Genomic DNA, 21,239 nt, shown 5'->3' on the forward strand with positions numbered 1-21,239 from the left:
CATGCAGGATTTCATCGTCGTGATCCCGTCGCGTTTCGCCTCCACGCGTCTGCCGGGCAAGCCGCTGCTGGATATTGCCGGAGAGCCGATGGTCGCCCACGTCTGGCGTCGTGCTTGCGCCAGTGCCGCCACCCGGGTGGTGGTGGCCACCGACGACGAGCGTATCCGCACCGCCTTCGATGGCCTGGATGCCGAGGTGGTGATGACCAGGAGCGATCATCCCTCGGGAACCGACCGCCTGGCCGAGGTGGCCGAGCGGCTGGCGTTGCCCGACGACGCCGTGCTGGTCAATGTCCAGGGCGACGAGCCGCTGATTCCGCCGGCCCTGATCGATCAGGTGGCCATGCGGCTGTTCGACGATCCCGGCGCTTCCATCTCCACCCTCGCCGAGTCGATCACCGAGGTCGAAACACTCTTCGATCCCAATGTCGTGAAAGTGGTGCGCGCGGCGTCGGGCAGGGCGCTCTACTTCTCGCGGGCGCCAGTCCCTTGGGATCGAGAGGCCTTCGCCGAGCGGCCCGAGTTGCTGTCGACCGATGCCTGGCTGAGACATATCGGTATCTATGCCTATCGCGCGAGTTTTCTCGCCGAATATCGTGATTGGGCGCCGTCACCCCTGGAACAGCTCGAACAGCTCGAACAGTTGCGCGCCCTGCACCATGGCCATGCCATCCAGGTCGGCCTGGCGCGGGAACCCAATCCGCCCGGCGTGGATACCGCCGCGGATCTCGAGCGGGTTCGCGAGTGGCTGAGCGCCGAGGGAGGAACGTCATGATCCGCGTACTCTTCGTCTGTCTCGGCAATATCTGCCGCTCGCCCACCGCTGAAGGCATGTTTCGCCGTCTGCTCGACGAGTCCGGTCTGGCCGATCGCGTCGAGATCGATTCCTGCGGGGTCGGCCCCTGGCATGTCGGGGAAGCGCCCGATCCGCGGGCGCGCCGGGCGGCAGCGCGGCGTGGCCTGGATATCGACGGGCTGCGTGGACGGCAACTCGAGGCGGCCGATTTCGAACGCTTCGATTATCTGCTGGCCATGGACGAGGACAACCTCGCCGCCCTGCAGGCCCAATGCCCACCGGAGTGCCAGGCGCATATCGGCCTCTTCCTGGCATTCGCCGGCCTGCCCGACACCTCGGTACCCGATCCCTACTTCGGGGGCGAGCAGGGCTTCGAAGACATGATGGATCTGCTGGAGGCCGCGTCCCGGGGCCTGCTGGACAGCGTGCGCGAGCGTCTGGAGGCATCCTCTTGAGCCTCGAGTTGTACCGCGACCATGATCTTTCCCGTCTCAATACGCTCGGCCTGCCGTGTCGTGCCGAGCGCTTCGTTGCGCCATCGTCTGCGGCGCAATTGACCGAGGCCCTGGCGCTGGCCGGGCAGGAACGCCGAGCGCCCTTGTTGCTCGGTGGCGGCAGCAACGTGATCCTGCCGGCTTCCTTGCCGGGTCTGGTCATCCAGCCGGCGATGACGGACTGGCGACTGGAAGAAGCAGACCGGCAGGTGCGGGTTCATGTCGATGCCGGTGTGGTGTGGCACGACCTGGTGATGTCGCTGGCCCGACGCGGCCTGTGGGGCATCGAGAACCTGGCATTGATCCCCGGCCATTGCGGTGCGGCACCGATCCAGAACATCGGTGCCTATGGCGTGGAGCTCCACGAGGTGCTGGAGGCGGTGCGCGTGATATCGCTGGAGGATGGGCGCGAGACGACCATGACGCCCGATGAGTGCGATTTCGGCTATCGCGACAGCATCTTCAAGCGCGAACTGGCCGGGCGGGTGGCGATCACTGGGCTCGTCCTGCGGCTTTCTCGCCATGCAGCGCCGCGCCTGGCATATGGCGACCTGGCGCAGCGTGTCTCGGCGAATCCTTCACCGCAAGAGGTGGCCGAGGCCGTCAGTGCCGTGCGACGCGAGAAGCTGCCGGACCCGGCCCGGCTGGGCAATGCCGGAAGCTTCTTCAAGAATCCCGTCGTATCGCCCGAGCGCGCCGAGGCGTTGCGCGCTGCGTATCCCGGCATGCCGCAGTTCCCCCAGGCTGGCGGCGTCAAGCTGGCGGCGGGTTGGCTGATCGACCGCTGCGGCCTGAAAGGGTGGCGTTGCGGGCACTTCGGCGTCCATGACCGCCAGGCCCTGGTGTTGGTGCATCATGGCGGCGGCAGTGCCGAGGAATTGCTGGAGGTGGCCGCCGAGGTCGCCGAACGGGTCCGGGAAGCCTTCGGTGTCACGCTCGAGCGGGAGCCGCGCCTGGCGGCAGAAATGGGCGAGATGGGGTAATCCATTCACTGACTGGATTGCCTGCCTCAGGCGAGTTTTCCCTTGATCCTGCGAGCCTATTGTTCTTCCTGCTGCACCTGTCCTTCCTGTCGTTTCCCTTCCTCATTCTGAAAGGTCAGAAAATCCTCCTCCTCGATATGTTCATCCAGGAAATCGAGAAAGGCGCGCACGGCGGGCAACAGCCCGCGGCGTGATGGAAAAACGGCGTGCAGGATGCCGCCACGAGGTTCCCAGCCGGGCAGTACATCGACCAGGTCGCGGCGCTTCAGGTCGTCATGGCCGACCAGCATGGCCAGCTTGACGACGCCGTGGCCTGCCAGGGTGGCCTGGTGAAGCGTCTCGGCACTATCGGTGACCAGGCGCGGATGATGCAGGATCCGGGCCGTCGCGCCTTCGGGACCGCTCAGGTCCCAGACATGCTGCTTGTCGTATTGCTCGAAATCCAGGCTGGGCAACTCTCGAAGATCGGCGGGGGTTCTCGGGGCAGGGTAACGCTCGAAGAGACCGGGAGCCGCCATCAGGCGCTGGGGGCTGCTGGCCAATACCTTCATGGTCAGGTCACTGTCTTCCAGAGGCGGGAAGCGTATCCGGATCGCTAGGTCGAAACCTTCCTTGATCACATCGACGCGTCGGCTGGTGGCTTCCACCTGTACGTTGACGTGCGGGCAATGGCTCATGAAGCGGACCAGCAGCGGTGTGATCAGGTAGTGCAACACGCTGGGCGAGCAACTGAGCCGAACCGTGCCCCGTGGCTGTGCATGATTGCGCTCGATCAGTTCTTCGGCGGCCTCTGCTTCCACCAGCATCGCGACACAGTGCCGGTAATAGGCCTGGCCGAGCTCGGTGACGGAAAAGTGTCGTGTCGAGCGGTGGATCAACCGGGTTGCCAGACGCTCCTCGAGCTGGATGATGCGTCGGCTGAGTTTCGACTTGGGAATGCCGAGCGCCCGGCCGGCGGGAGCGAAGCCGCCGTGGTCCACGACCTGAACAAAATAATAGAGATCGTTGAGGTCTTGCATAATGTCGTCCTGAAAATGGGACGGTCAGTCTCGAAAGAGCCGTCTACCTGGATCATCGTTCATATATTAGCCTTCTGAGCATCGAGGTTCCGTACCTCCTTACGACACAGGAGCTGACGACGATGAAGAAGATCCAGGCAATATACGGTGCGCCACGCGGGCACTGGGTTGGAGACGGCTTCCCCGTGCGTTCCTTGTTCCCCTACGACCGCATGGGGGCGCAGCATCTCAGTCCCTTCCTGCTGCTCGATCATGCTGGGCCTCATGAGTTTCGTCCAGCCACCAAGCCTCGGGGAGTGGGAGCGCATCCCCATCGCGGCTTCGAGACGGTCACGCTCGTCTATGCGGGAGAGCTCGAACACCGGGATTCCTCGGGTGGCGGCGGCCGCATTGGCCAGGGCGATGTCCAGTGGATGACGGCCGGTGCCGGCATCGTCCACGAGGAATTCCACTCTCGGGCCTTCACCGACAGCGGCGGTCCGCTCGAGATGGTGCAGCTATGGGTCAACTTGCCCGCCCGGCACAAGGATGCGCCGCCAGCCTATCAGACCCTTGGCGAGGCGAGTATTCCGCGCGTATCGCTGGGGCAGGGGAAGGGGGACGTCCGCGTTGTGGCCGGTGACTTCTCGGGTCAGCGGGGACCGGCCAGGACGTTCACACCCATCAATATGTGGGATATCCGGCTTGCGGCCGATGGAGACGCGACTTTGCCCGTGCCCGAGGGCCATACGACCCTGCTGGTGGTGCTGGAAGGTAGCGTGCTGGTCAATGGTGACACGGTCGTGCGTGACGAGGCCGTGGCGGTCTTTGACCGCCGGGGCGATGAAGTGCATCTCGAAGCCAACAACGATGCCAAGCTGTTGCTGCTGAGCGGTGAGCCCATCGACGAGCCCGTCGTGGGTCATGGTCCTTTCGTCATGAACTCCGCGGAGGAAATTCACCAGGCCTTCAGAGAGTTCCAGGACGGCCTGTACGGCGTCCTGAGCGACTAGCGGTCGTGTCCGCTAGTGTCTTCCCCGGTAGCCTGCCGGGCTATCGGGATCTCCAACCGGAAGAGGAGTGTGAACATGTCCTTTACCTATCAGCGATTGAACAAGGACGATGTGGCACTGTTGATGGTGGATCACCAGGCGGGTCTGTTGTCTCTGGTGCGTGATTCCAACCCGGATGAATTCAAGAACAATGTGCTGGCACTTGCCGATATCGCCAGGTTCTTCGACATCCCGACCATCCTGACCACGAGCTTCGAGGATGGTCCCAACGGGCCCTTGGTGCCGGAGCTCAAGGAGGCATTTCCGGATGCTCCCTACATTGCGCGTCCGGGGCAGATCAATGCCTGGGATAATCAGGATTTCGTCGATGCCGTCAAGGCGACCGGCAAGAAGCAGTTGCTCGTTGCCGGGGTCGTGACCGAAGTCTGCGTATCCTTCCCGGTACTCTCTGCGCTGGAGGAGGGCTATGAGGTCTTCGTGGTCACGGATGCTTCCGGCACCTTCAACCTGACGACGCGGGATGCAGCCTGGAACCGCATGTCTCAGGCCGGAGCCCAGTTGATGACCTGGTTCGCGGTCGGTGGCGAGCTGCATCGTGACTGGCGCAACGATATCGAAGGGTTCGGGGGGCTCCTGGCTGGCCATCTGCCCGCTTACTCCAATCTCATGCAGAGCTATGCTCAACAGACGGCATCCTGAGATGTCGGGCCCGGCCCTTCAGGGTCGGGCCTTTGTTTGATTGCCTAGGAGGAGGGGATCATGAGCACACTGGTGGAAGATCGAGAAGTGGCATCCTCGATGGATTGTCCCGTCATCGATGGCAAGCGTCAGGTGCAGCACGTTTCTCCCCGTACTGCCGATGTCGGTGGTATCGAGGTGAATCGGGTGCTGCCTTCTCGCCAGCGCCGTCTGGTCGGAGCCTGGTGCTTTCTGGACCATGCCGGCCCGGCCGTTTTCAAGGGAGAGACCGACGGCTTGCGTGTCGGTCCGCATCCGCACATTGGCCTTCAGACATTTACCTGGATGATCGAGGGCGAGGTACTGCATCGTGACAGCCTGGGCAACAAGCAGGTGATTCGTCCCGGTCAGGTCAACCTGATGACGGCAGGGCGGGGCATCAGCCATACCGAGGAGTCGATACCGGGCGAGACGCACCTGCATGCCGCTCAGCTGTGGATCGCCTTGCCCGACGCGGATCGACAGACGATGCCGCGTTTCGATCATTATCCCGATCTGCCCGAGTGGACGTCGCAGGGCGTCGACCATACCTTGCTCATCGGCGAGTTCGAGGGCCATCGAGCGCCGACCCTGGCCTTTTCGGAACTCGTCAGTGTCGATCTGGCCAGCCGGCAAGGCGCCACGCTGTCGTTGTCGCTGCGTGAAGATTTCGAATATGGTGTGCTGCCTCTGGAAGGGACTCTGGAGATCGAAGGTGATACCTTCGCGACGAACGAAATGGCCTATCTGGGACGTGGACGTTCATCCGTCACGCTGTCTCTGCCTGCCGGAGGGCATGCCATTCTGGTCGGGGGAGAGCCGCTGGGCGAGGAGATACTGATCTGGTGGAATTTCGTTGGCCACAGCAAGGCGGAGATCATCCAGGCCCAGCGTGACTGGGAAGGCGGTAGCGAGCGTTTCGGAACCATCGAGGGTCATGACGGCGAGCGGCTGATGCCGCCACCGTTGCCCTGGAAGCAGTGAACCCGGGCAGCCAGCCTTGTCGCCCGTTGAATGAAAAGCGCCCGTGGCCGGCTGGCCACGGGCGCTTTGCGTCATGACGACCGGGACTCAGCCCTGGCCGCCTTCCTGGCGCTTGGCTTCCTGCTCGCGCCGACGGATCTCCCGGGGGTCGTTATGCGCCCGGCGACGGCGGCGCCTGGATTCGGACGCACTTTCCGTTGCCGTTTGCTCCTTGGCCTCGGTCGGCTCCTGGGCCTTCTCCGTCTGCTTGGCCGACTCATCCTGCGGTGCCTGAGCCTGAGGTGCTTCGGCCTCGGGCTTGGCAGTCTCTTTGGCCTTGGCCTGGCTTTCAGCCTCGGACTTGGCGGCTTCGGCCGGCTGGTCAGTGGCAGCCTTGGTTTCGGTCGGCTCCTGAGCCTTCTTCGGCTGCTGGATCGACTCGGCCTGAGACTCCTTGGCCTGAGATGCTTCGGCCTCGGCCTTGGCGCTCTCTTTGGCGTTGGCCTGGGTTTCAGCCTCGGCCTTGGGCGCGGTCGCCTCGGACTTGGCGGCTTCGGCCGGCTGGTCAGCGGCAGCCTTGGTCTCGGTCGGTTCCTGAGCCTTCTTCGGCTGCTGGGTCGACTCGGCCTGAGACTCCTTGGCCTGAGATGCTTCGGCCTCGGCCTTGGGCGCACTCGCCTCGGGCTTGGCAGCTTCGACCGGCTGGTCAGCGGCAGCCTTGGTCTCGACCGATTCTTGAGCCTTCTTCGGCTGCTGGGCCGACTCGGCCTGAGACTCCTTGGCCTGAGATGCTTCGGCCTCGGGCTTGGCAGTCTCTTTGGCCTTGGCCTGGGTTTCAGCCTCGGCCTTGGGCGCGGTCGCCTCGGACTTGGCGGCTTCGGCCGGCTGGTCAGTGGCAGCCTTGGTCTCGGTCGACTCGGCCTGCGACTCCTTGACCTGAGATGCTTCGGCCTCGGGCTTGGCAGTCTCTTTGGTCTCAGCCTTGGCGGCTTCGACCGGCTGGTCAGTGGCAGCCTTGGTCTCGGTCGGCTCTTGAGCCTTCTTTGGCTGCTGGGTCGACTCGGCCTTCGACTCCTTGGCCTGAGATGCTTCGGCCTCGGGCTTGGCAGTCTCTTTGGTCTTGGTCTCAGCCTTGGAGGCTTCGGCCGGCTGGTCAGTGGCCGCCTTGGCCTCGGTCGGCTCCTGAGTCTTCACCGACTGCTTGGCCTGAGGCGCTTCAGCTTCGGGCTTGGTCGCCTTGTCGTCAGCCTCGGCCTGGGGCGCTTGCTGGGCGGCTTCTTCCTGCAGGCGTTTCTGCTCGGCTTCGGCCTTGGGGTTCAGGGCATGCTGACGACTGCGCTGACGCGGATTGTTGCGTGTGCGCTTGGGCTTCTCGGATGTCGTCGCCTTGGCGTCGTCGTTCTTGCGCTCGGTCTTGGCGACCTCGGCGTTTTCCTTCTGACGCTCGCTGTCGCTGGACTTGCGGGACTCCTGCGACTTGCCGCGGCTGTCCTGGCCCTTGCCCTGGTTGTCCTGACTCTTGCGCGTGTCCTTGGAGGAGGAACCGCGCGTCTCCTGGGCATTGCTTCGTCCATCGTCCTGCCGACGGTCGCGGCCACCACGACCGCCGCGGCTCTGATTGTCGGAAGACGTCGACTTGTCGGCTCCCTGGGACTGCCCCTTGGTGCTGCCGCTGCCACGGTTGTCGTTGCGCGAGCTGTCGGAGCGCTGACGACGGTTGCGCTGGCGACCGCTGCTGCTACCGGAGGAGGAAGAGCCACCCTGGTCGCTCTTGTCCTGCTGCTTGCCGGAGGTGTCGCGCGTCTGGGTTTCGCTGCGCGGCTGGGCCGACTGGGCAGTGGACTGGCCACTTTGGGTATCTTCTTCGCCACTCAGCAGACGGGTGAAGCCCTTGACCAGCCGGCCCAGCACGCCTTCGCGCTGGCTCGGCACCGGGGCAGCGGCCGGCTTGCCGGGAGCAGGCTTGCTGGTGGCTGGCTTGTTGGCGGCTGGCTTGTTGGCGGCTGGCTGGCTCGGCGTATCCTGCTGCAGGGATGCCGGGGCCGGCTCGTGGTGCACGACGGTCTTCACCGCGGCCTCGTCGCGCTTGACGGGCCTGCCGAAGGCCGCTTCGGGCTCGCGGCCGACTTCGGTGTCGGTGGAGAGCTCGAAGCTGGACTGGATGCCGCCTTCCTCGTCGACGTGATCGTCGCGCAGGCGCTGCACGTCATAGTGCGGCGTGTCCATGTCGGGATGAGGCAGCAGCACCACGCGTACGCCCTGGCGTTGCTCGATGTCGGCCAGCACGCTGCGCTTCTCGTTGAGCAGGTAGGTGGCCACGGGAACGGGCAGGATGGCGCGGATCTGGGCGCTGCGCTCCTTCATGGCCTCTTCCTCGATCAGGCGCATGATCGACAGAGAGATGGAGCGCACGTCGCGGATGGTGCCCTGGCCGTCACAGCGCGGGCAGACCACGCCGCTGGTTTCGCCGAGCGACGGGCGCAGGCGCTGACGGGACATCTCCATCAGGCCGAAGCGCGAGATGCGGCCGATCTGTACCCGGGCGCGATCGATCTTGAGTGCGTCGCGCACGCGGTTCTCGACTTCGCGCTGGTTGCGGGCCGGCGACATGTCGATGAAGTCGATGACCACCAGGCCGCCGATGTCGCGCAGGCGCAACTGGCGGGCGATCTCGTCGGCGGCCTCGAGGTTGGTCTGCAGCGCGGTTTCCTCGATGTCGCTGCCACGGGTGGCGCGCGCCGAGTTGATGTCGATCGAGACCAGTGCTTCGGTATGGTCGATGACGATGGAACCGCCGGAGGGCAGCTTGACCTCGCGCTCGTAGGCGGTCTCGATCTGCGATTCGATCTGGAAGCGCGAGAACAGCGGCACTTCGTCGGCGTAGCGCTTGATCTTCTGCTGATAGGAAGGCATCACCTGGCGAATGAAGGTGAGCGCTTCCTGGTGGACCTCCTCGCTGTCGATCAGTACCTCGCCGATATCCTGGCGCAGGTAGTCGCGCATGGCGCGGATGATGACGTTGGATTCGCGATAGATGAGGAAGGGGGCGGGGCGCTTGCCGGCTTCACCGGTGATCGACTCCCACACCTGCACCAGATAGTCCAGGTCCCACTGCAGTTCCTCGGGAGAGCGGCCGATGCCGGCGGTGCGCACGATCAGGCCCATCTTGTCGGGCACAGTCAACTGGCCCATGGCTTCCTTGAGCTGGGCTCGCTCCTCGCCCTCGATGCGCCGCGAGATGCCGCCGGCGCGAGGGTTGTTGGGCATCAGTACCAGGAAGCGACCGGCCAGGCTGATGAAGGTGGTCAGGGCCGCGCCCTTGTTGCCACGTTCTTCCTTGTCGACCTGGACGATGACTTCCTGGCCCTCCTTGAGGACTTCCTTGATGCTGGGACGTCCGGAGGGTTCCTTGATGAAGTAGTCGCGGGAGACTTCCTTGAGGGGGAGGAAACCGTGACGTTCGGCGCCGAAGTCGACGAAGGCGGCTTCCAGCGACGGTTCGACGCGGGTGATCTTGCCGCGATAGATGTTGGCTTTTTTCTGTTCCCGGGCACCGGATTCGATGTCCAGGTCGTAGAGGCGTTGTCCATCGACCAGAGCGACGCGCAGCTCTTCGGGCTGGGTCGCATTGATGAGCATCCGTTTCATGGCGTCTCGCAAAATGGACGCGCCGGCGGGCGTTCGGATAGCCCCATGAACCTGATGTCGGGCGGTATTGGGCTCGGTATTCCGGCCAGGTGCAGGCGTTTGCGTCTCGGCGTCGTCAGGGACGACGCGCTGGACCGCCCACCATAGTCTCGAAACCCGTGCCTTTCGCGACGATCATCAAGCCCTGGGGCTTCCATGCATCGACGAAGGCGAACCGCTGGGTGCTGCGTGCTTGTGCTCAGCGCATGTCGCGGATGCGGAACTGCGCCCGGCCGTGTCGGTGGCGAGTGCTTGGCCTGGCCGGCACGGCATGATCATGTTGAGTACGGGGCGGAGGCAGGACATGTCTCGGCGGGACTTCGCCCATCCGGCCCTGCGGTCACCGCCAACACCTGGCATTCATCGATTCGCCAACGCCGGCCTCCGGCACGATGTTGTACGTATCCCGTGATCTCCTATCGCGTCATTGCGGGCGCGATCGGGCGGGCGTGGCGTTGTATCGCTTTCACTTCGGCGGCGGGACCTCGGATTGGCGAGCGTCGTCGCGGCCTGATCTTTTCGCTCCGGCCTGCGTGTGAGTCGTGCAGGCGCGTTTCACGGGTATTTCAACCCACTGGAACGAATCGGCAATATAACAGTAAAGGGGGTGCCCAGCAATTGGCGCAGAATGGCGCTTACTGCGGTAGAATGCGCCCTTTGCGCAGTATCCAGTGGAGTGAGCCGGCATGGCCGATGGCCGCGACGTACAATGGGTGGAAGTGACCGAGGGCCAGGCAGGTCAGCGGGTCGACAATTTTCTGATGACGCGTCTCAAGGGCGCGCCGCGCTCGCTGATCTACCGCATCGTGCGCAAGGGCGAGGTGCGGGTGAACAAGAAGCGCGTCAAGGCCGACTCGCGTCTGGCGACCGGCGATGTGGTGCGTATTCCGCCGCTCAAGCTGGCGCCCCGCGAGGCGGTCCGCGAGGTCAGCGACAACCTGCGCAACCTGCTGGCCGGCAGCGTGCTGCTCGAAGGGCGCGACTGGCTGGTGCTCAACAAGCCGTCCGGTCTCGCCGTGCACGGCGGCAGCGGGGTCAAGATCGGCTTGATCGAGGCGTTGCGTCAGGTGCGCGAGGATCTGGACTTCCTCGAGCTGGTTCATCGCCTGGACCGCGATACGTCGGGATGCCTGCTGCTGGCCAAGTCGCGCACGGCGCTGCTGACGCTCAATACCGCGCTCAAGCGTCACGAGATGACCAAGCGCTATCTGGCGCTGGTCGCCGGTCGCTGGCCGGCGCGTCGCGACTTCGTCAGCGCCCGCCTGGACCGCTTCGATGCCGGCAATGGCGAGCGACGCGTGCGGGTCGATGCCAATGGCAAGGTCGCCCGCACGCGCTTTGCCGTGCGCGAGACCTTCGCCGGGGCGACCCTGATGGAGGCGGAGCCGGTGACCGGGCGTACCCACCAGATTCGCGTGCATGCGGCGCATGCCGGTCATCCGCTGCTGGGCGACGACAAGTACGGTTCCCGCGAGGGGCAGCGTCTGGCCGCCCGCTGGGATCTGTCACGGCTCTTCCTGCATGCGTCCGAGCTGACCTTCCCCGAACCGACCAGCGGCAAGCCGGTCAAGATTCGCGCGCCGCTCGGCGAGTCGCTCGATGCCGTGCTGGCACGTGCCCGCCAGGCGCAATGACGTGGAGACACCATGCGTTATCGACTGATGATCTTCGACTGGGATGGCACCCTGATGGACTCCGTGGGCCGGATCGTCGCCAGCATGCAGGCCGCCGGCCGCGACATCGGCTGGGGTGAGCTGCCGGACGACCGGGTGCGCGACATCATCGGGCTGGGCCTGCCCGAGGCCATCGCCAAGCTGTGCCCGGGCATCGATGCCGAGCGTGCCGAGGCGCTCAAGCAACGCTATGCTCATTACTTCGTCGAGGGCGACACGACGCCGATGCCGTTCTATCCCGGCGTGAGCGAGGGGGTGGCGCGCCTGCGGGCCGATGATCGCGCACGCCTGGCGGTGGCCACCGGCAAGAGCCGGCGGGGCCTGGATCGCGTCTTTCGCGAAAGCGGAAGCGGCGCCTGGTTCCATGCCAGCCGCACGGCCGACGAGACCCGCTCCAAGCCGCATCCGCAGATGCTCGAGGAATTGCTCGACGAGCTCGGCGTGGCGGCCGAGGAGGCGGTGATGGTCGGCGATACCGAATATGACATGGAAATGGCCCGTGCCCTGGGCATGGACCGCATTGCGGTCACCTATGGGGTTCACGAGCCAGAGCGCCTCGCCGCCAGTCGGCCGACCTTCACGGCCGGGAATTTTCCCGAGCTGATCGACTGGCTGCATGGCTGAGCAAGTTCGCGCAAGCGTCTGGAAGACGAGGTCACGATGAGCGAAAACAGCGACGACTGGACCGAAGGCCCGGAGCTTTCGGCGGAGGAGGCGCGGCGGCGTCGGCAAGCCCGCACTCAAGGCGAGTCCGCGGCCGAAGACGCCGAGGGCGAGGAAGCCGAAACGCTGCGTGAGCGCCGTCGCCTTGCCGAACAGGCCATGCTCGACCGCTGGATCGACGGGGTACTCGTCGAACAGCGTCGTTCACGACGCTGGAAGCTGTTCTTTCGCTTCGTCTTCGCGCTGTTGTTCCTGGCCTTTCTGGCGTTGTCATTCTATGGCCTCTTTGCCGCCCAGGGGCCAGTGGAGGCCAAGGGGCCGCATCTCGGCGTGGTCGAGGTGGAGGGTGTGATCGATCGCGAGTCGCCGGCGAGCGCCTCGCGCGTCATCGAAGGCATAGAACGTGCCTGGAAGGCGCCGGGCGCGAAGGCGGTGGTGCTGCATATCGATAGTCCGGGCGGCAGCCCGGTACAGTCGCAGCGCATCTATGATGAAGTGATGCGGCTGCGCGAGAGTGGCGACAAACCGATCATCGCGGTCGTCGAGGACATCGGCGCCAGTGGCGCCTACTATATCGCCTCGGCAGCGGACGAGATCGTCGCCGCGCCGGCCAGCCTGGTGGGCTCCATCGGGGTGATCCACGCCGGCTTCGGCTTCGAGCAGGCCATCCAGCGGCTGGGTATCGAGCGTCGGGTGTTCACGGCCGGCGAGAACAAGGACTTCCTCGATCCCTTCACGGATATCGAGCCGTCCCAGCAGCGCTTCTGGCAGGAGGTGCTGGCCACCACGCACAAGCAGTTCATCGATGACGTCAAGGCTGGCCGCGGCGATCGCCTGGCCGATGACGAGCGCCTGTTCAGCGGGCTGATCTGGACCGGCGAGCAGGCGCTCGATCTCGGTCTGGTGGACCGGCTGGGCAACCTGGATGGCGAGGAGCGACGCCTGCTGGAAGAGCCGCGCCGGCACGATTATACCCCGCAGCTTGACCCCTTCGAACGGCTATCGCGGCGCTTCGGTAGCGTCATGGCCTCGGTGCTCGGCTTATCGAGCACCGAGGCGCCGGTGCGTTATCAACTGCGTTGAAGTAGGAAGGGAGAAGAGGGAAGAGGTCAGATAACCCTGAAGTCGGGCAGTTTATCTTCCAGTGGCGTAGCCACGTTCTTGCTCCTTCGAGCGGCTATAGCCGCGCTCTTCCCTCTTTGGGTTACTTCAGCGGATCGAGCCCGGCGTCGCGGAGCATGGCGCAGAGGCGGATGAGCGGCAGGCCGATCAGGGTATTGGGGTCGTCGCCTTCCAGGCGTTCGAACAGCGTGATGCCAAGGCCTTCCATGCGGAAGCTGCCGGCGCTGTCCAGGGGGCGCTCCCGTTCGACGTAGCGGGCAATCTCGTCCGACGTCAGGCGGCGGAAGACGACGTCGTAGCTTTCGTGGCATACCCGGTGACTGCCGTGGCGGGTGTCGATCAGGGCCAGGCCGGTCAGGAAGCGTACGCGATGTCCGGAGAAAGCCGCCAGTTGCTGGCGTGCCGCGGCTTCGTCGGCGGGCTTGCCGAGCGGGCGGTCGTCGAACACCGCGACCTGGTCGGAGCCGATGATCAGGTGATCCGGCCAGTCTGCCGCCAGCCGCTCCGCCTTGGATAGCGACAGGCGGTGCACCAGGGATTGTGGCGACTCGCCGTCGCGCGGTGTCTCGTCGATGTCCGGGCTCGCCCAGGCATAGGGAATATCCAGGCGATCGAGCAGTTGGCGGCGGAAGCGTGAGCCGGAGGCGAGGACCAGTCGTGACATGAGGTCTCCAGGCAAAATGAGGCGGGATGACGATGGCATTCGCCGGGCATTGTAACCCGAGACGATGGCGGCTTTGACAGGCGCTGGGGGAGTGCCTATCATTGCGCGCCTATGTTGACCTCACGACTTCCGAGCCGGGTCGAGCCCTACAAGCTCGCCGCCCATGGCGAACGCCTAGAAGGCCTTGTCGCGCTGGCCGATATGCCCCGGCTTGCCGAGGCGATCGGCGAGCAGCACGGGGACGCCCAGGTATGGCTGCACTTCACCATCGATGCCCAGGGGCGTCGGGGGATCGAAGGCCATCTCGAGGCCGGGCTGCAGTTGCCGTGCCGACGTTGCCTGTCGCCCATGGCGAGCGAGGTCGAGAGCGACTTCCTGCTGGGGCTGGTGACCAGCGATGCTCTGGCGTCGGATCTGCCGAGCACCCATGAACCGGTGCTGGTGGAAAACGAACAGCTGAACCTGCTGGCGGTGGTGGAGGATGAGTTGATCCTCAGCCTGCCCCAGGTGGTTTACCACGACGAGGCCGATTGCCAGGTCTCGCGCGACCAGCTGAGCAGCGGGGCGGGTACCGTCGGTTCGGACACGCCCTCCAAGAGCCCCTTCGACGTGCTCAAGCACCTCAAGGGCAAACACTGATATTTCATCGATTCACTCTGGAGTGATATCTCATGGCAGTTCAACAGAACCGCAAGACCCGTTCCAAGCGCGGCATGCGTCGTAGCCACGACGCCCTGACCGGCAAGGCGCTGTCCCAGGACAAGGAAACCGGTACCACCCATCTGCGCCACCACGTGGCCCCGGATGGCTTCTATCGTGGTCGCAAGGTCGTCGACGTCTGAAGACGGCGACCTGACGCCATGACGCCTGCTCGTTGAGATGCGGATTGCCGTTGACGCCATGGGAGGGGATCTGGGTCCCCGTGCTGCCGTGGCGGGTGCCGCTAGTGCCGTCATGGCCGACCCCGGTCTCGATATCCGGCTTTTCGGTCCCGCCCGACGACTGGACGACGAGATCTCCCGGCTGCCGCGGTCCTTCGCCGCGGCGTCGTCGCGTTTATGCGTGGTGGATGCGCCGGATGTCGTCAGCCAGGACCAGCGGCCCGCCGAGGTGCTGCGCGGCAATGCCGATACCAGCATGTCGGGCATGCTGGCGTGCCTGGCCAAAGGCGAGGCCGATGCCGGGGTCAGTGCCGGCAACACCGGGGCGCTGATGGCATTGGCGCGGCGTGCGCTCGGCATGGTGGCCGGCCTGTCGCGTCCGGCCATCAGCACCGCGATACCGACGCGTCGCGAGGGGCGCTGCTATCTGCTCGATCTCGGCGCCAATGTCGATGTCGAGGCCGAGCGGCTCAGGGATTTCGCCCTGATGGGTGACGTCATGGCGCGGCGCATCGACGATCTCGCGCATCCTCGGATCGGCCTGCTCAACGTCGGCGTCGAAGGCACCAAGGGCACGGCCAGTGTTCAGCGTGCCGATGAGCTGCTGCGGGGCGAGACGGGGTTGCGGTATCTGGGCTTCGTCGAGGGCGATGCGATCTTTTCCGGCGAGGTCGACGTGGTAGTGTGCGACGGTTTCGTCGGCAACGCCGTGCTCAAGGCCAGCGAGGGGCTGGCGCGCATGCTGGTACGCCGGGTTCAGGCGACCTTCGAGGCTCACTGGTCCAGTCGACTGGTGGGGTGGCTGGCGCGGCCGGCCCTTGCGAGGTTGCGCGGCGAACTCGATCCGGTGCGTTACAACGGCGCCAGCCTGCTGGGGCTCGATGGCATCGTCATCAAGAGTCACGGCGGGGCCGATGCCGCCGGCTTCCATTACGCCGTGGCACGCGCGGCCCGGGAAGTGGCCCATGACCTGCCGGGTTGCCTGGCCGCCGAGCTCGGCCAGCGCCGGTCTGCTGGCGCCTCGGCCGTCGACGACGGTCGAGACGCCAGTGGATCCAGGGCACTCGCCGCCGCTGTCACGGATGTGGCGGATGGCGAGGCAAGTCAACAAAAGCAAAGGTGATCGACATGACCCAATCCCTTGCCCTCATCTTTCCCGGGCAGGGCTCCCAGCAGATCGGCATGCTGCGCGAGCTGGCGGAACGCTACAGCGTGGTGGGGACCACCTTCGAAGAGGCGTCCGATGCGCTGGGCTACGATCTCTGGCAGGTGGTTCAGGAAGGGCCTGCCGAGTCGCTCAACGCCACTGCCTGCACCCAGCCGGCGCTGCTGACCGCCAGCGTGTCGATTTGGCGCGTCTGGCAGGAGCTGGAAGGGCCGCGTCCCGTGGCCATGGCCGGGCATAGCCTGGGCGAGTACAGCGCCATGGTGTGCGCCGGTGCGTTGCCCTTTGCCGAAGGCGTACGCCTGGTCAAGCTGCGTGGCGAGGCGATGCAGGACGCCGTGCCCATGGGTGAGGGCGCCATGGCCGCCGTGCTCGGTCTCGATGACGATACGGTCGAGGCGGCCTGTGCCAAGGCGGCCGAGGGCGACGTCGTGGCAGCAGTCAACTACAATGCGCCGGGACAGGTGGTCATCGCCGGCAGCAAGGCGGCCGTCGACCGGGCCATCGCGGCCTGTCAGGAGGCCGGTGCCAAGCGCGCCATGCCGCTGCCGGTGTCGGTGCCTTCGCACTGCGACCTGATGCGTCCGGCGGCCGATCGGCTGGCCGAGGCCATGGCGTCGATCGACCTGCGTGCGCCGCGCTACACGGTGATCCAGAATGTCGATGCCGAGGCGCATGCCGATGTCGAGACGCTGCGCACTCGCCTGATCGAGCAGCTCTATCAGCCGGTGCGCTGGACCTCCTGCGTCGAGGCCCTGTCGGGGCTGGGTGCCGAGGTGTTCATCGAGTGTGGCCCGGGCAAGGTTCTGACCGGCCTCAACAAGCGAATTGCCCGGGGTAGCCGGGGACTGTCCGTCAATGATCCGGACAGCCTCACCGCTGCCCTGGAACTGGCCCGCGAAGCGGCTGGCCAGTCGCCGTCGGCCAATGGCTGACACCCTCTCCCGGACGAGAATGGAAGAGAGCATGACAACCGAGCGTAGAGTCGCCCTGATCACCGGGGCCAGTCGCGGCATCGGCCGCGCTATCGCCCACGAGCTGGGGCGTCAGGGGCGCATCGTGATCGGCACCGCCACCAGCGATGCCGGTGCCGAGCGCATCGACGCCGACCTCAAGGAGCATGGCATCGAGGGGGCCGGGCGTCGTCTGGACGTGACCGACCAGCAGAGCGTGGATGCCCTGATCAAGTCCATCGGCGAGGAATTCGGCGCGCCGACCATCCTGGTCAACAATGCCGGGATCACGCGCGACAATCTGCTGATGCGCATGAAGGAAGAAGACTGGGACGCGGTCATGGACGCCAACCTGAAGTCGGTGTATCGCGTCAGCAAGGCTTGCCTGCGCGGCATGACCCGGGCGCGTTTCGGGCGTATCGTTTCCATCAGTTCGGTGGTTGCCACCATGGGTAACCTGGGGCAGGCCAACTATGCGGCGGCCAAGGCCGGCATGGAAGGTTTCACCCGAGCGCTGGCGCGTGAAGTGGCCGCGCGTGACATCACGGTCAATGCCGTCGCGCCGGGCTTCATCGCCACCGACATGACCGAGTCGCTGCCCGAGGCGCAGCAGGAAGCGCTGCTCGGCCAGATTCCTCTTTCGCGGCTCGGTCGCCCCGAGGAAATCGCCGCCGCCGTGGGCTTTCTGACCGGCGAGACGGCAAGCTACATCACTGGCGAAACCCTGCACGTCAATGGCGGCATGAACATGCGTTGATACCGCGGCATGCGGCGGTTGCGTCGACCCAGAGCGGTCTATAAACTACCCCGCAGCTTATGCTTGCGGATTTGAACCGGCTGGTCATCAGAACGGCTAACGTGAACGACTGGAGTACGTCATAATGAGCACCATCGAAGAGCGCGTGAAGAAGGTTGTGGCCGAGCGCCTGAACGTCAAGGAAGAGGACATCCAGAGCTCATCTTCCTTCACCGAGGATCTCGGTGCCGATTCCCTGGATACCGTCGAGCTGGTGATGGCGCTCGAAGAGGAATTCGATACCGAAATTCCCGACGAGGAAGCCGAGAAGATCACCACCGTTCAGGAAGCCATCGACTACGTCAACGCCCACCAGTAAGGGCGCGGTCGACCCCGCTTGCTGAAAGGTCCGGGTAATGCCCGGAGAGAGCCGTCCTGCGATGCAGGGCGGCTCTTATGCTATGGGGGCATGTGATGGGGACTGCGTCGTTCGGCATTGCCATGCTTCATTGCACGAGGCCCTGGATGGCGTACAGCGTGCGATGAGTCGGGTATAATACCTGGCAATGAATGCCCCTCGGGGGCTGCACTATCTTGAAATGTCTGGAGGAAAGCTGATGGCTCGCAGAAGGGTTGTGGTGACCGGGCTTGGCTTGGTCACGCCTGTGGGGAACACCGTCGAAGAGAGCTGGCGGAACATCGTGGCCGGCAAGAGCGGTATCGCCCCGATCGAGCACTTCGATGCCAGCGGCTTCAATACCCGTTTCGGGGGCTCGGTGAAGGATTTCGACATCAGCCCCTACCTCAATCCCAAGGATGCCAGGAAGATGGACCTGTTCATCCAGTACGGGGTGGCGGCCGGCGGCCAGGCGATCGAGGATGCCGGGCTGAAATGCGACGAGAGCAACGCTCACCGGATCGGGGTGGCCATCGGTTCCGGCATCGGCGGTCTGCCGATGATCGAGCATAACCACAATGCTCTGCAGAAGGGCGGGGCACGTCGCATTTCTCCGTTCTTCGTGCCGGGTTCGATCATCAACATGATCTCCGGCAACCTGGCGATCCAGCATGGCTTCCGCGGTCCCAATATCGCCATCACCACCGCCTGCACGACCGGTACCCACAACATCGGTTACAGCGCCCGGACCATCGCCTATGGCGATGCCGACGTGATGATCTGCGGTGGCGCCGAGATGGCGACCACCCCGCTGGGACTGGGCGGTTTCTCCGCGGCGCGGGCGCTTTCCACCCGCAATGACGATCCCGAAGCGGCGAGCCGCCCCTGGGATCGTGACCGGGATGGTTTCGTGCTTTCCGATGGCGCCGGCGTCATGGTGCTGGAGGAATACGAGCATGCCGTCGCCCGGGGCGCGCCCATCTATGCCGAGCTCACCGGTTTCGGCATGAGCGACGATGCCCATCACATGACCGCTCCGCCCGAAGACGGCAGCGGCGCGGCGATGTCGATGAGCAATGCCATTCGCGATGCCGGCATCGATCCGTCGGCCGTCGACTACATCAACGCCCATGGCACCTCGACACAGGCCGGCGACCTCGCCGAGAGCCGTGCCGTTGAGCGGGTACTGGGCGAGGCGTCCCGCGAGGTGGCCGTCAGCTCGACCAAATCGATGATCGGTCATCTGCTCGGTGCCGCCGGTGCCGTCGAGGCGGTGTTCAGCGTGCTGGCGATCCGTGACCAGGTAGCGCCGCCGACCATCAACCTGGACAACCTCCAGGACGGGTGCGAACTGGATTATGTGCCCCATACCGCCCGTGAGATGAAGATCGACGTGAGCCTGTCGAACTCCTTCGGCTTCGGCGGTACCAACGGCACCTTGATCTTCTCGAAGGTGTGAGCCTGCCGCCGGATGACATGGCGGTCGGAGAGGGCGTGCCCTTCGATGACCGTGGCCTGGCTTACGGCGACGGCCTGTTCGAGACTGTCCTGGTCCGGGATGGTGTGGCGACGCTCTGGGAGGCGCACATGGCGCGTCTCGCACGGGGCTGCGAGCGATTGGGAATCGCCATGCCGTCGCGTTCGGCCCTGGATGCCCTGCCGGGCCGGGCGGGCGCTGGACTCCGGGTGCTCAAGCTGACCCTGACCCGCGGCAGCGGTGGGCGTGGCTACCGGCTTCCCGACTCGCCCGCACCGCGCCTGCGCTGGCGTGCCACTCCCTTCGCCCCGTCTCCCGAGCGCTGGTGGCAAGGGGTGCGCGTACGTCACTGCCGATTGGCGTTGGGAATTCAGCCGCGTCTTGCCGGTCTCAAGCATCTCAACCGCCTGGAAAATGTCATGGCCCGTGCCGAATGGCAGGATCCGGATGTCGCCGAAGGCCTGCTGTGCGACAGCGAGGGGCGCCTGGTCGAGGCGACCAGCATGAACCTCTTCTGGCGACGCGACGGGCGCCTGGAAACGCCCGGACTGGCGCGCTGCGGTGTGGCCGGTACCCTGCGGGACGGCTTGTGCCGGCGTCTCGGCATTCAGGAAGTGGATGCCGCCCCCGAGGTACTCGAGGACGCCGAGGCGGTCTGGCTCGGCAATGCCGTTCAGGGCCTCTGGCCGGTGCACCGCCTGGATGACGCGCGAGGACGAATGTTGGCGTGCTGGCGGCTTGGCAGCGTCCACCGCGAGCTGCAGGCCGAAGCCCATGCGCTGCTGGGTTATCCGCGCCATGCGGGAGAGGCGGGCCAGCGAGACGAGGAAGACGAGGCATGAAGCGTGCGTTGAAGTTTCTGCCGCCGCTGATGATCCTGGTGGCACTGATCGTCGGCGGAGGATACCGTTACTGGGAAACGCGTTTCGATGTGCCGCTGGCGATCGATGCGCCGGTCATCTATGAGGTGTCGGAAGGCGCGGGCTACCACCGGGTCATCGCCGAGCTCGATGAGCGCGGTATCATCGAGGATGGCTGGGCCTTCCGCCTGTTGACGCGCCTCGAACCCGATGCCGTGCCGGCGCTTCGCCCCGGGGAATATCGGCTCGAACCGGGCATGGACGGGCAGGCGCTGCTCGAGCGGCTGCGTCGTCACGAAGTGGTCAGGTACGGCCTGACCATCCCCGAGGGCTGGACCTTCGACCAGATGCGCGATGCCCTGGATGGGGCCGAAAAGCTCGAGCACGATACCCGCGAGTTGAGCGACGCCGAGATCATGGCGCAGTTGGGTCGTGAGGGCGAACATCCGGAAGGTCGTTTCTTCCCCGATACTTATCGGTATCGCAAGGGCGTCAGCGATCTCGAGATCCTGCGCCAGGCTCTGGAGCGGATGGACGAGCGTCTCGCGGCGGCCTGGTCCGAGCGTGCCGAGGACCTTCCCCTGGAAACTCCCTACGAGGCGTTGATCCTGGCCTCGCTGGTGGAGCGCGAAACCGGTGCACCGGGGGAGCGGGGGCGCATCGCCGGGGTATTCGTGCGTCGGCTCGAGCGAGGCATGCGCCTGCAGACCGACCCCACCGTGATCTATGGCATGGGCGAGAATTACGATGGCAACATCACCCGTGCCGATCTGCGCGAGGCCACGCCCTACAACACCTATGTGATCGAGGGCCTGCCGCCGACGCCGATCGCTCTGCCGGGACGCGCCTCCCTGGAGGCGGCCGTGAATCCCGCCGAGGGCGATGCGCTCTATTTCGTCTCGCGCGGCGATGGTACGCATCATTTCTCGCGCACGCTGCGCGAGCACAACAACGCCGTCAATCGCTACATTCGCAACCGTTGAGTGCCAGGAGGCGC

At 65.2% G+C, this 21,239-nt stretch carries 21 protein-coding genes; 18 read left to right on the forward strand and 3 right to left on the reverse strand.

All coding sequences use genetic code 11. The features are described 5' to 3' along the window. The first annotated feature begins 1 nt into the window (after position 1). Genes kdsB through murB form a run of 3 tightly spaced genes read left to right on the forward strand, consistent with a single transcriptional unit; the run spans position 2 to position 2,273 of the window. On the forward strand, positions 2–775 hold the full coding sequence (gene kdsB / locus HELO_RS05300) for a 3-deoxy-manno-octulosonate cytidylyltransferase (protein WP_013331739.1): 774 nt from the start codon (positions 2–4) through the stop codon (positions 773–775). Next, positions 772–1,251, forward strand: a complete 480-nt coding sequence (locus HELO_RS05305) for a low molecular weight protein-tyrosine-phosphatase (RefSeq protein WP_082995176.1) — start codon at positions 772–774, stop codon at positions 1,249–1,251. Before kdsB ends, HELO_RS05305 begins: the two co-directional genes overlap by 4 nt. After that, positions 1,242–2,273 carry a UDP-N-acetylmuramate dehydrogenase gene (gene murB, locus HELO_RS05310; RefSeq protein ID WP_405514844.1) on the forward strand — a complete coding sequence of 344 codons (1,032 nt, stop codon included), beginning with the start codon at positions 1,242–1,244 and terminating at the stop codon, positions 2,271–2,273. The genes HELO_RS05305 and murB overlap by 10 nt, the downstream gene beginning before the upstream one ends. A gap of 56 nt (positions 2,274–2,329) precedes the next feature. Here the strand turns inward: murB and HELO_RS05315 are convergent, their stop codons facing one another. Beyond that, positions 2,330–3,292 carry a LysR substrate-binding domain-containing protein gene (locus tag HELO_RS05315; RefSeq protein WP_013331741.1) on the reverse strand — a complete coding sequence of 321 codons (963 nt, stop codon included), beginning with the start codon at positions 3,290–3,292 and terminating at the stop codon, positions 2,330–2,332. A 122-nt stretch (positions 3,293–3,414) separates the two neighbouring features. Between HELO_RS05315 and HELO_RS05320 the strand changes: the two genes are divergently transcribed. The 3 genes from HELO_RS05320 (at position 3,415) to HELO_RS05330 (ending at position 5,985) form a co-directional block, all read left to right on the forward strand. Beyond that, positions 3,415–4,284 (forward strand): pirin family protein, encoded by an 870-nt coding sequence (locus tag HELO_RS05320; RefSeq protein WP_013331742.1) that lies wholly within the window; start codon positions 3,415–3,417, stop codon positions 4,282–4,284. A gap of 75 nt (positions 4,285–4,359) precedes the next feature. Further along, the gene (gene ycaC, locus HELO_RS05325) at positions 4,360–4,983 is read left to right on the forward strand and encodes an isochorismate family cysteine hydrolase YcaC (RefSeq protein WP_013331743.1); all 624 of its coding nucleotides are present in this window, start codon (positions 4,360–4,362) and stop codon (positions 4,981–4,983) included. A 60-nt stretch (positions 4,984–5,043) separates the two neighbouring features. Beyond that, positions 5,044–5,985, forward strand: a complete 942-nt coding sequence (locus HELO_RS05330; protein WP_013331744.1) for a pirin family protein — start codon at positions 5,044–5,046, stop codon at positions 5,983–5,985. A gap of 87 nt (positions 5,986–6,072) precedes the next feature. Here HELO_RS05330 and rne read toward each other — a convergent pair whose 3' ends face one another. Further along, positions 6,073–9,612 carry a ribonuclease E gene (rne, locus tag HELO_RS05335; RefSeq protein WP_013331745.1) on the reverse strand — a complete coding sequence of 1,180 codons (3,540 nt, stop codon included), beginning with the start codon at positions 9,610–9,612 and terminating at the stop codon, positions 6,073–6,075. A gap of 725 nt (positions 9,613–10,337) precedes the next feature. Between rne and HELO_RS05340 the strand changes: the two genes are divergently transcribed. Genes HELO_RS05340 through sppA form a run of 3 tightly spaced genes read left to right on the forward strand, consistent with a single transcriptional unit; the run spans position 10,338 to position 13,070 of the window. Continuing rightward, the gene (locus HELO_RS05340) at positions 10,338–11,285 is read left to right on the forward strand and encodes an RluA family pseudouridine synthase (protein WP_013331746.1); all 948 of its coding nucleotides are present in this window, start codon (positions 10,338–10,340) and stop codon (positions 11,283–11,285) included. Between the two features lie 12 nt (positions 11,286–11,297). After that, entirely contained in the window at positions 11,298–11,948 is a 651-nt protein-coding gene (locus HELO_RS05345; protein WP_013331747.1) for an HAD family hydrolase, read from the forward strand. Positions 11,949–11,984: 36 nt separating this feature from the next. Continuing rightward, complete coding sequence (gene sppA / locus HELO_RS05350; protein WP_013331748.1) at positions 11,985–13,070, forward strand: signal peptide peptidase SppA; 1,086 nt, start codon at positions 11,985–11,987, stop codon at positions 13,068–13,070. 121 nt (positions 13,071–13,191) lie between these two features. Here sppA and HELO_RS05355 read toward each other — a convergent pair whose 3' ends face one another. Next, entirely contained in the window at positions 13,192–13,773 is a 582-nt protein-coding gene (locus tag HELO_RS05355) for a Maf family protein (protein ID WP_013331749.1), read from the reverse strand. A gap of 111 nt (positions 13,774–13,884) precedes the next feature. Here HELO_RS05355 and HELO_RS05360 point away from each other — a divergent pair, with 111 nt between their 5' ends. The 9 genes from HELO_RS05360 to mltG all read left to right on the forward strand — a co-directional run bounded on the left by HELO_RS05360 (position 13,885) and on the right by mltG (position 21,225). Further along, positions 13,885–14,412, forward strand: a complete 528-nt coding sequence (locus HELO_RS05360) for a YceD family protein (RefSeq protein ID WP_013331750.1) — start codon at positions 13,885–13,887, stop codon at positions 14,410–14,412. A gap of 32 nt (positions 14,413–14,444) precedes the next feature. Continuing rightward, positions 14,445–14,615: a 50S ribosomal protein L32 gene (gene rpmF, locus HELO_RS05365; protein WP_013331751.1), complete on the forward strand. Its 171-nt coding sequence runs from the start codon at positions 14,445–14,447 to the stop codon at positions 14,613–14,615. A 37-nt stretch (positions 14,616–14,652) separates the two neighbouring features. Beyond that, positions 14,653–15,777 (forward strand): phosphate acyltransferase PlsX, encoded by a 1,125-nt coding sequence (plsX, locus tag HELO_RS05370; RefSeq protein ID WP_013331752.1) that lies wholly within the window; start codon positions 14,653–14,655, stop codon positions 15,775–15,777. A 5-nt stretch (positions 15,778–15,782) separates the two neighbouring features. Beyond that, positions 15,783–16,754 carry an ACP S-malonyltransferase gene (gene fabD, locus HELO_RS05375; protein WP_013331753.1) on the forward strand — a complete coding sequence of 324 codons (972 nt, stop codon included), beginning with the start codon at positions 15,783–15,785 and terminating at the stop codon, positions 16,752–16,754. 31 nt (positions 16,755–16,785) lie between these two features. Beyond that, positions 16,786–17,529: a 3-oxoacyl-ACP reductase FabG gene (gene fabG, locus HELO_RS05380; protein ID WP_013331754.1), complete on the forward strand. Its 744-nt coding sequence runs from the start codon at positions 16,786–16,788 to the stop codon at positions 17,527–17,529. Between the two features lie 124 nt (positions 17,530–17,653). Then, positions 17,654–17,887, forward strand: coding sequence for an acyl carrier protein (gene acpP / locus HELO_RS05385; protein WP_013331755.1), 234 nt, complete (start codon positions 17,654–17,656; stop codon positions 17,885–17,887). A 238-nt stretch (positions 17,888–18,125) separates the two neighbouring features. Next, complete coding sequence (gene fabF / locus HELO_RS05390; protein ID WP_013331756.1) at positions 18,126–19,364, forward strand: beta-ketoacyl-ACP synthase II; 1,239 nt, start codon at positions 18,126–18,128, stop codon at positions 19,362–19,364. A 17-nt stretch (positions 19,365–19,381) separates the two neighbouring features. Beyond that, positions 19,382–20,224, forward strand: a complete 843-nt coding sequence (gene pabC / locus HELO_RS05395) for an aminodeoxychorismate lyase (protein ID WP_013331757.1) — start codon at positions 19,382–19,384, stop codon at positions 20,222–20,224. Next, positions 20,221–21,225 (forward strand): endolytic transglycosylase MltG, encoded by a 1,005-nt coding sequence (mltG, locus tag HELO_RS05400; protein WP_013331758.1) that lies wholly within the window; start codon positions 20,221–20,223, stop codon positions 21,223–21,225. The genes pabC and mltG overlap by 4 nt, the downstream gene beginning before the upstream one ends. The last annotated feature ends 14 nt before the right edge of the window (positions 21,226–21,239 follow it).

The organism is Halomonas elongata DSM 2581, assembly GCF_000196875.2.
GTDB lineage: Bacteria > Pseudomonadota > Gammaproteobacteria > Pseudomonadales > Halomonadaceae > Halomonas > Halomonas elongata.

What these genes read in the sequence shown, in the direction of transcription:
- rpmF (WP_013331751.1), top strand. Translation starts at nt 14,445, where the DNA reads ATGGCAGTTCAACAGAACCGCAAGACCCGTTCCAAGCGCGGCATGCGT.
- acpP (WP_013331755.1), top strand. Translation starts at nt 17,654, where the DNA reads ATGAGCACCATCGAAGAGCGCGTGAAGAAGGTTGTGGCCGAGCGCCTG.
- HELO_RS05355 (WP_013331749.1), bottom strand. Translation starts at nt 13,773, where the DNA reads ATGTCACGACTGGTCCTCGCCTCCGGCTCACGCTTCCGCCGCCAACTG.
- plsX (WP_013331752.1), top strand. Translation starts at nt 14,653, where the DNA reads ATGCGGATTGCCGTTGACGCCATGGGAGGGGATCTGGGTCCCCGTGCT.
- HELO_RS05345 (WP_013331747.1), top strand. Translation starts at nt 11,298, where the DNA reads ATGCGTTATCGACTGATGATCTTCGACTGGGATGGCACCCTGATGGAC.
- fabF (WP_013331756.1), top strand. Translation starts at nt 18,126, where the DNA reads ATGGCTCGCAGAAGGGTTGTGGTGACCGGGCTTGGCTTGGTCACGCCT.
- HELO_RS05340 (WP_013331746.1), top strand. Translation starts at nt 10,338, where the DNA reads ATGGCCGATGGCCGCGACGTACAATGGGTGGAAGTGACCGAGGGCCAG.
- ycaC (WP_013331743.1), top strand. Translation starts at nt 4,360, where the DNA reads ATGTCCTTTACCTATCAGCGATTGAACAAGGACGATGTGGCACTGTTG.
- HELO_RS05320 (WP_013331742.1), top strand. Translation starts at nt 3,415, where the DNA reads ATGAAGAAGATCCAGGCAATATACGGTGCGCCACGCGGGCACTGGGTT.
- HELO_RS05360 (WP_013331750.1), top strand. Translation starts at nt 13,885, where the DNA reads ATGTTGACCTCACGACTTCCGAGCCGGGTCGAGCCCTACAAGCTCGCC.
- HELO_RS05305 (WP_082995176.1), top strand. Translation starts at nt 772, where the DNA reads ATGATCCGCGTACTCTTCGTCTGTCTCGGCAATATCTGCCGCTCGCCC.
- HELO_RS05315 (WP_013331741.1), bottom strand. Translation starts at nt 3,292, where the DNA reads ATGCAAGACCTCAACGATCTCTATTATTTTGTTCAGGTCGTGGACCAC.
- fabG (WP_013331754.1), top strand. Translation starts at nt 16,786, where the DNA reads ATGACAACCGAGCGTAGAGTCGCCCTGATCACCGGGGCCAGTCGCGGC.
- sppA (WP_013331748.1), top strand. Translation starts at nt 11,985, where the DNA reads ATGAGCGAAAACAGCGACGACTGGACCGAAGGCCCGGAGCTTTCGGCG.
- mltG (WP_013331758.1), top strand. Translation starts at nt 20,221, where the DNA reads ATGAAGCGTGCGTTGAAGTTTCTGCCGCCGCTGATGATCCTGGTGGCA.
- rne (WP_013331745.1), bottom strand. Translation starts at nt 9,612, where the DNA reads ATGAAACGGATGCTCATCAATGCGACCCAGCCCGAAGAGCTGCGCGTC.
- pabC (WP_013331757.1), top strand. Translation starts at nt 19,382, where the DNA reads ATGGCGGTCGGAGAGGGCGTGCCCTTCGATGACCGTGGCCTGGCTTAC.
- HELO_RS05330 (WP_013331744.1), top strand. Translation starts at nt 5,044, where the DNA reads ATGAGCACACTGGTGGAAGATCGAGAAGTGGCATCCTCGATGGATTGT.
- kdsB (WP_013331739.1), top strand. Translation starts at nt 2, where the DNA reads ATGCAGGATTTCATCGTCGTGATCCCGTCGCGTTTCGCCTCCACGCGT.
- fabD (WP_013331753.1), top strand. Translation starts at nt 15,783, where the DNA reads ATGACCCAATCCCTTGCCCTCATCTTTCCCGGGCAGGGCTCCCAGCAG.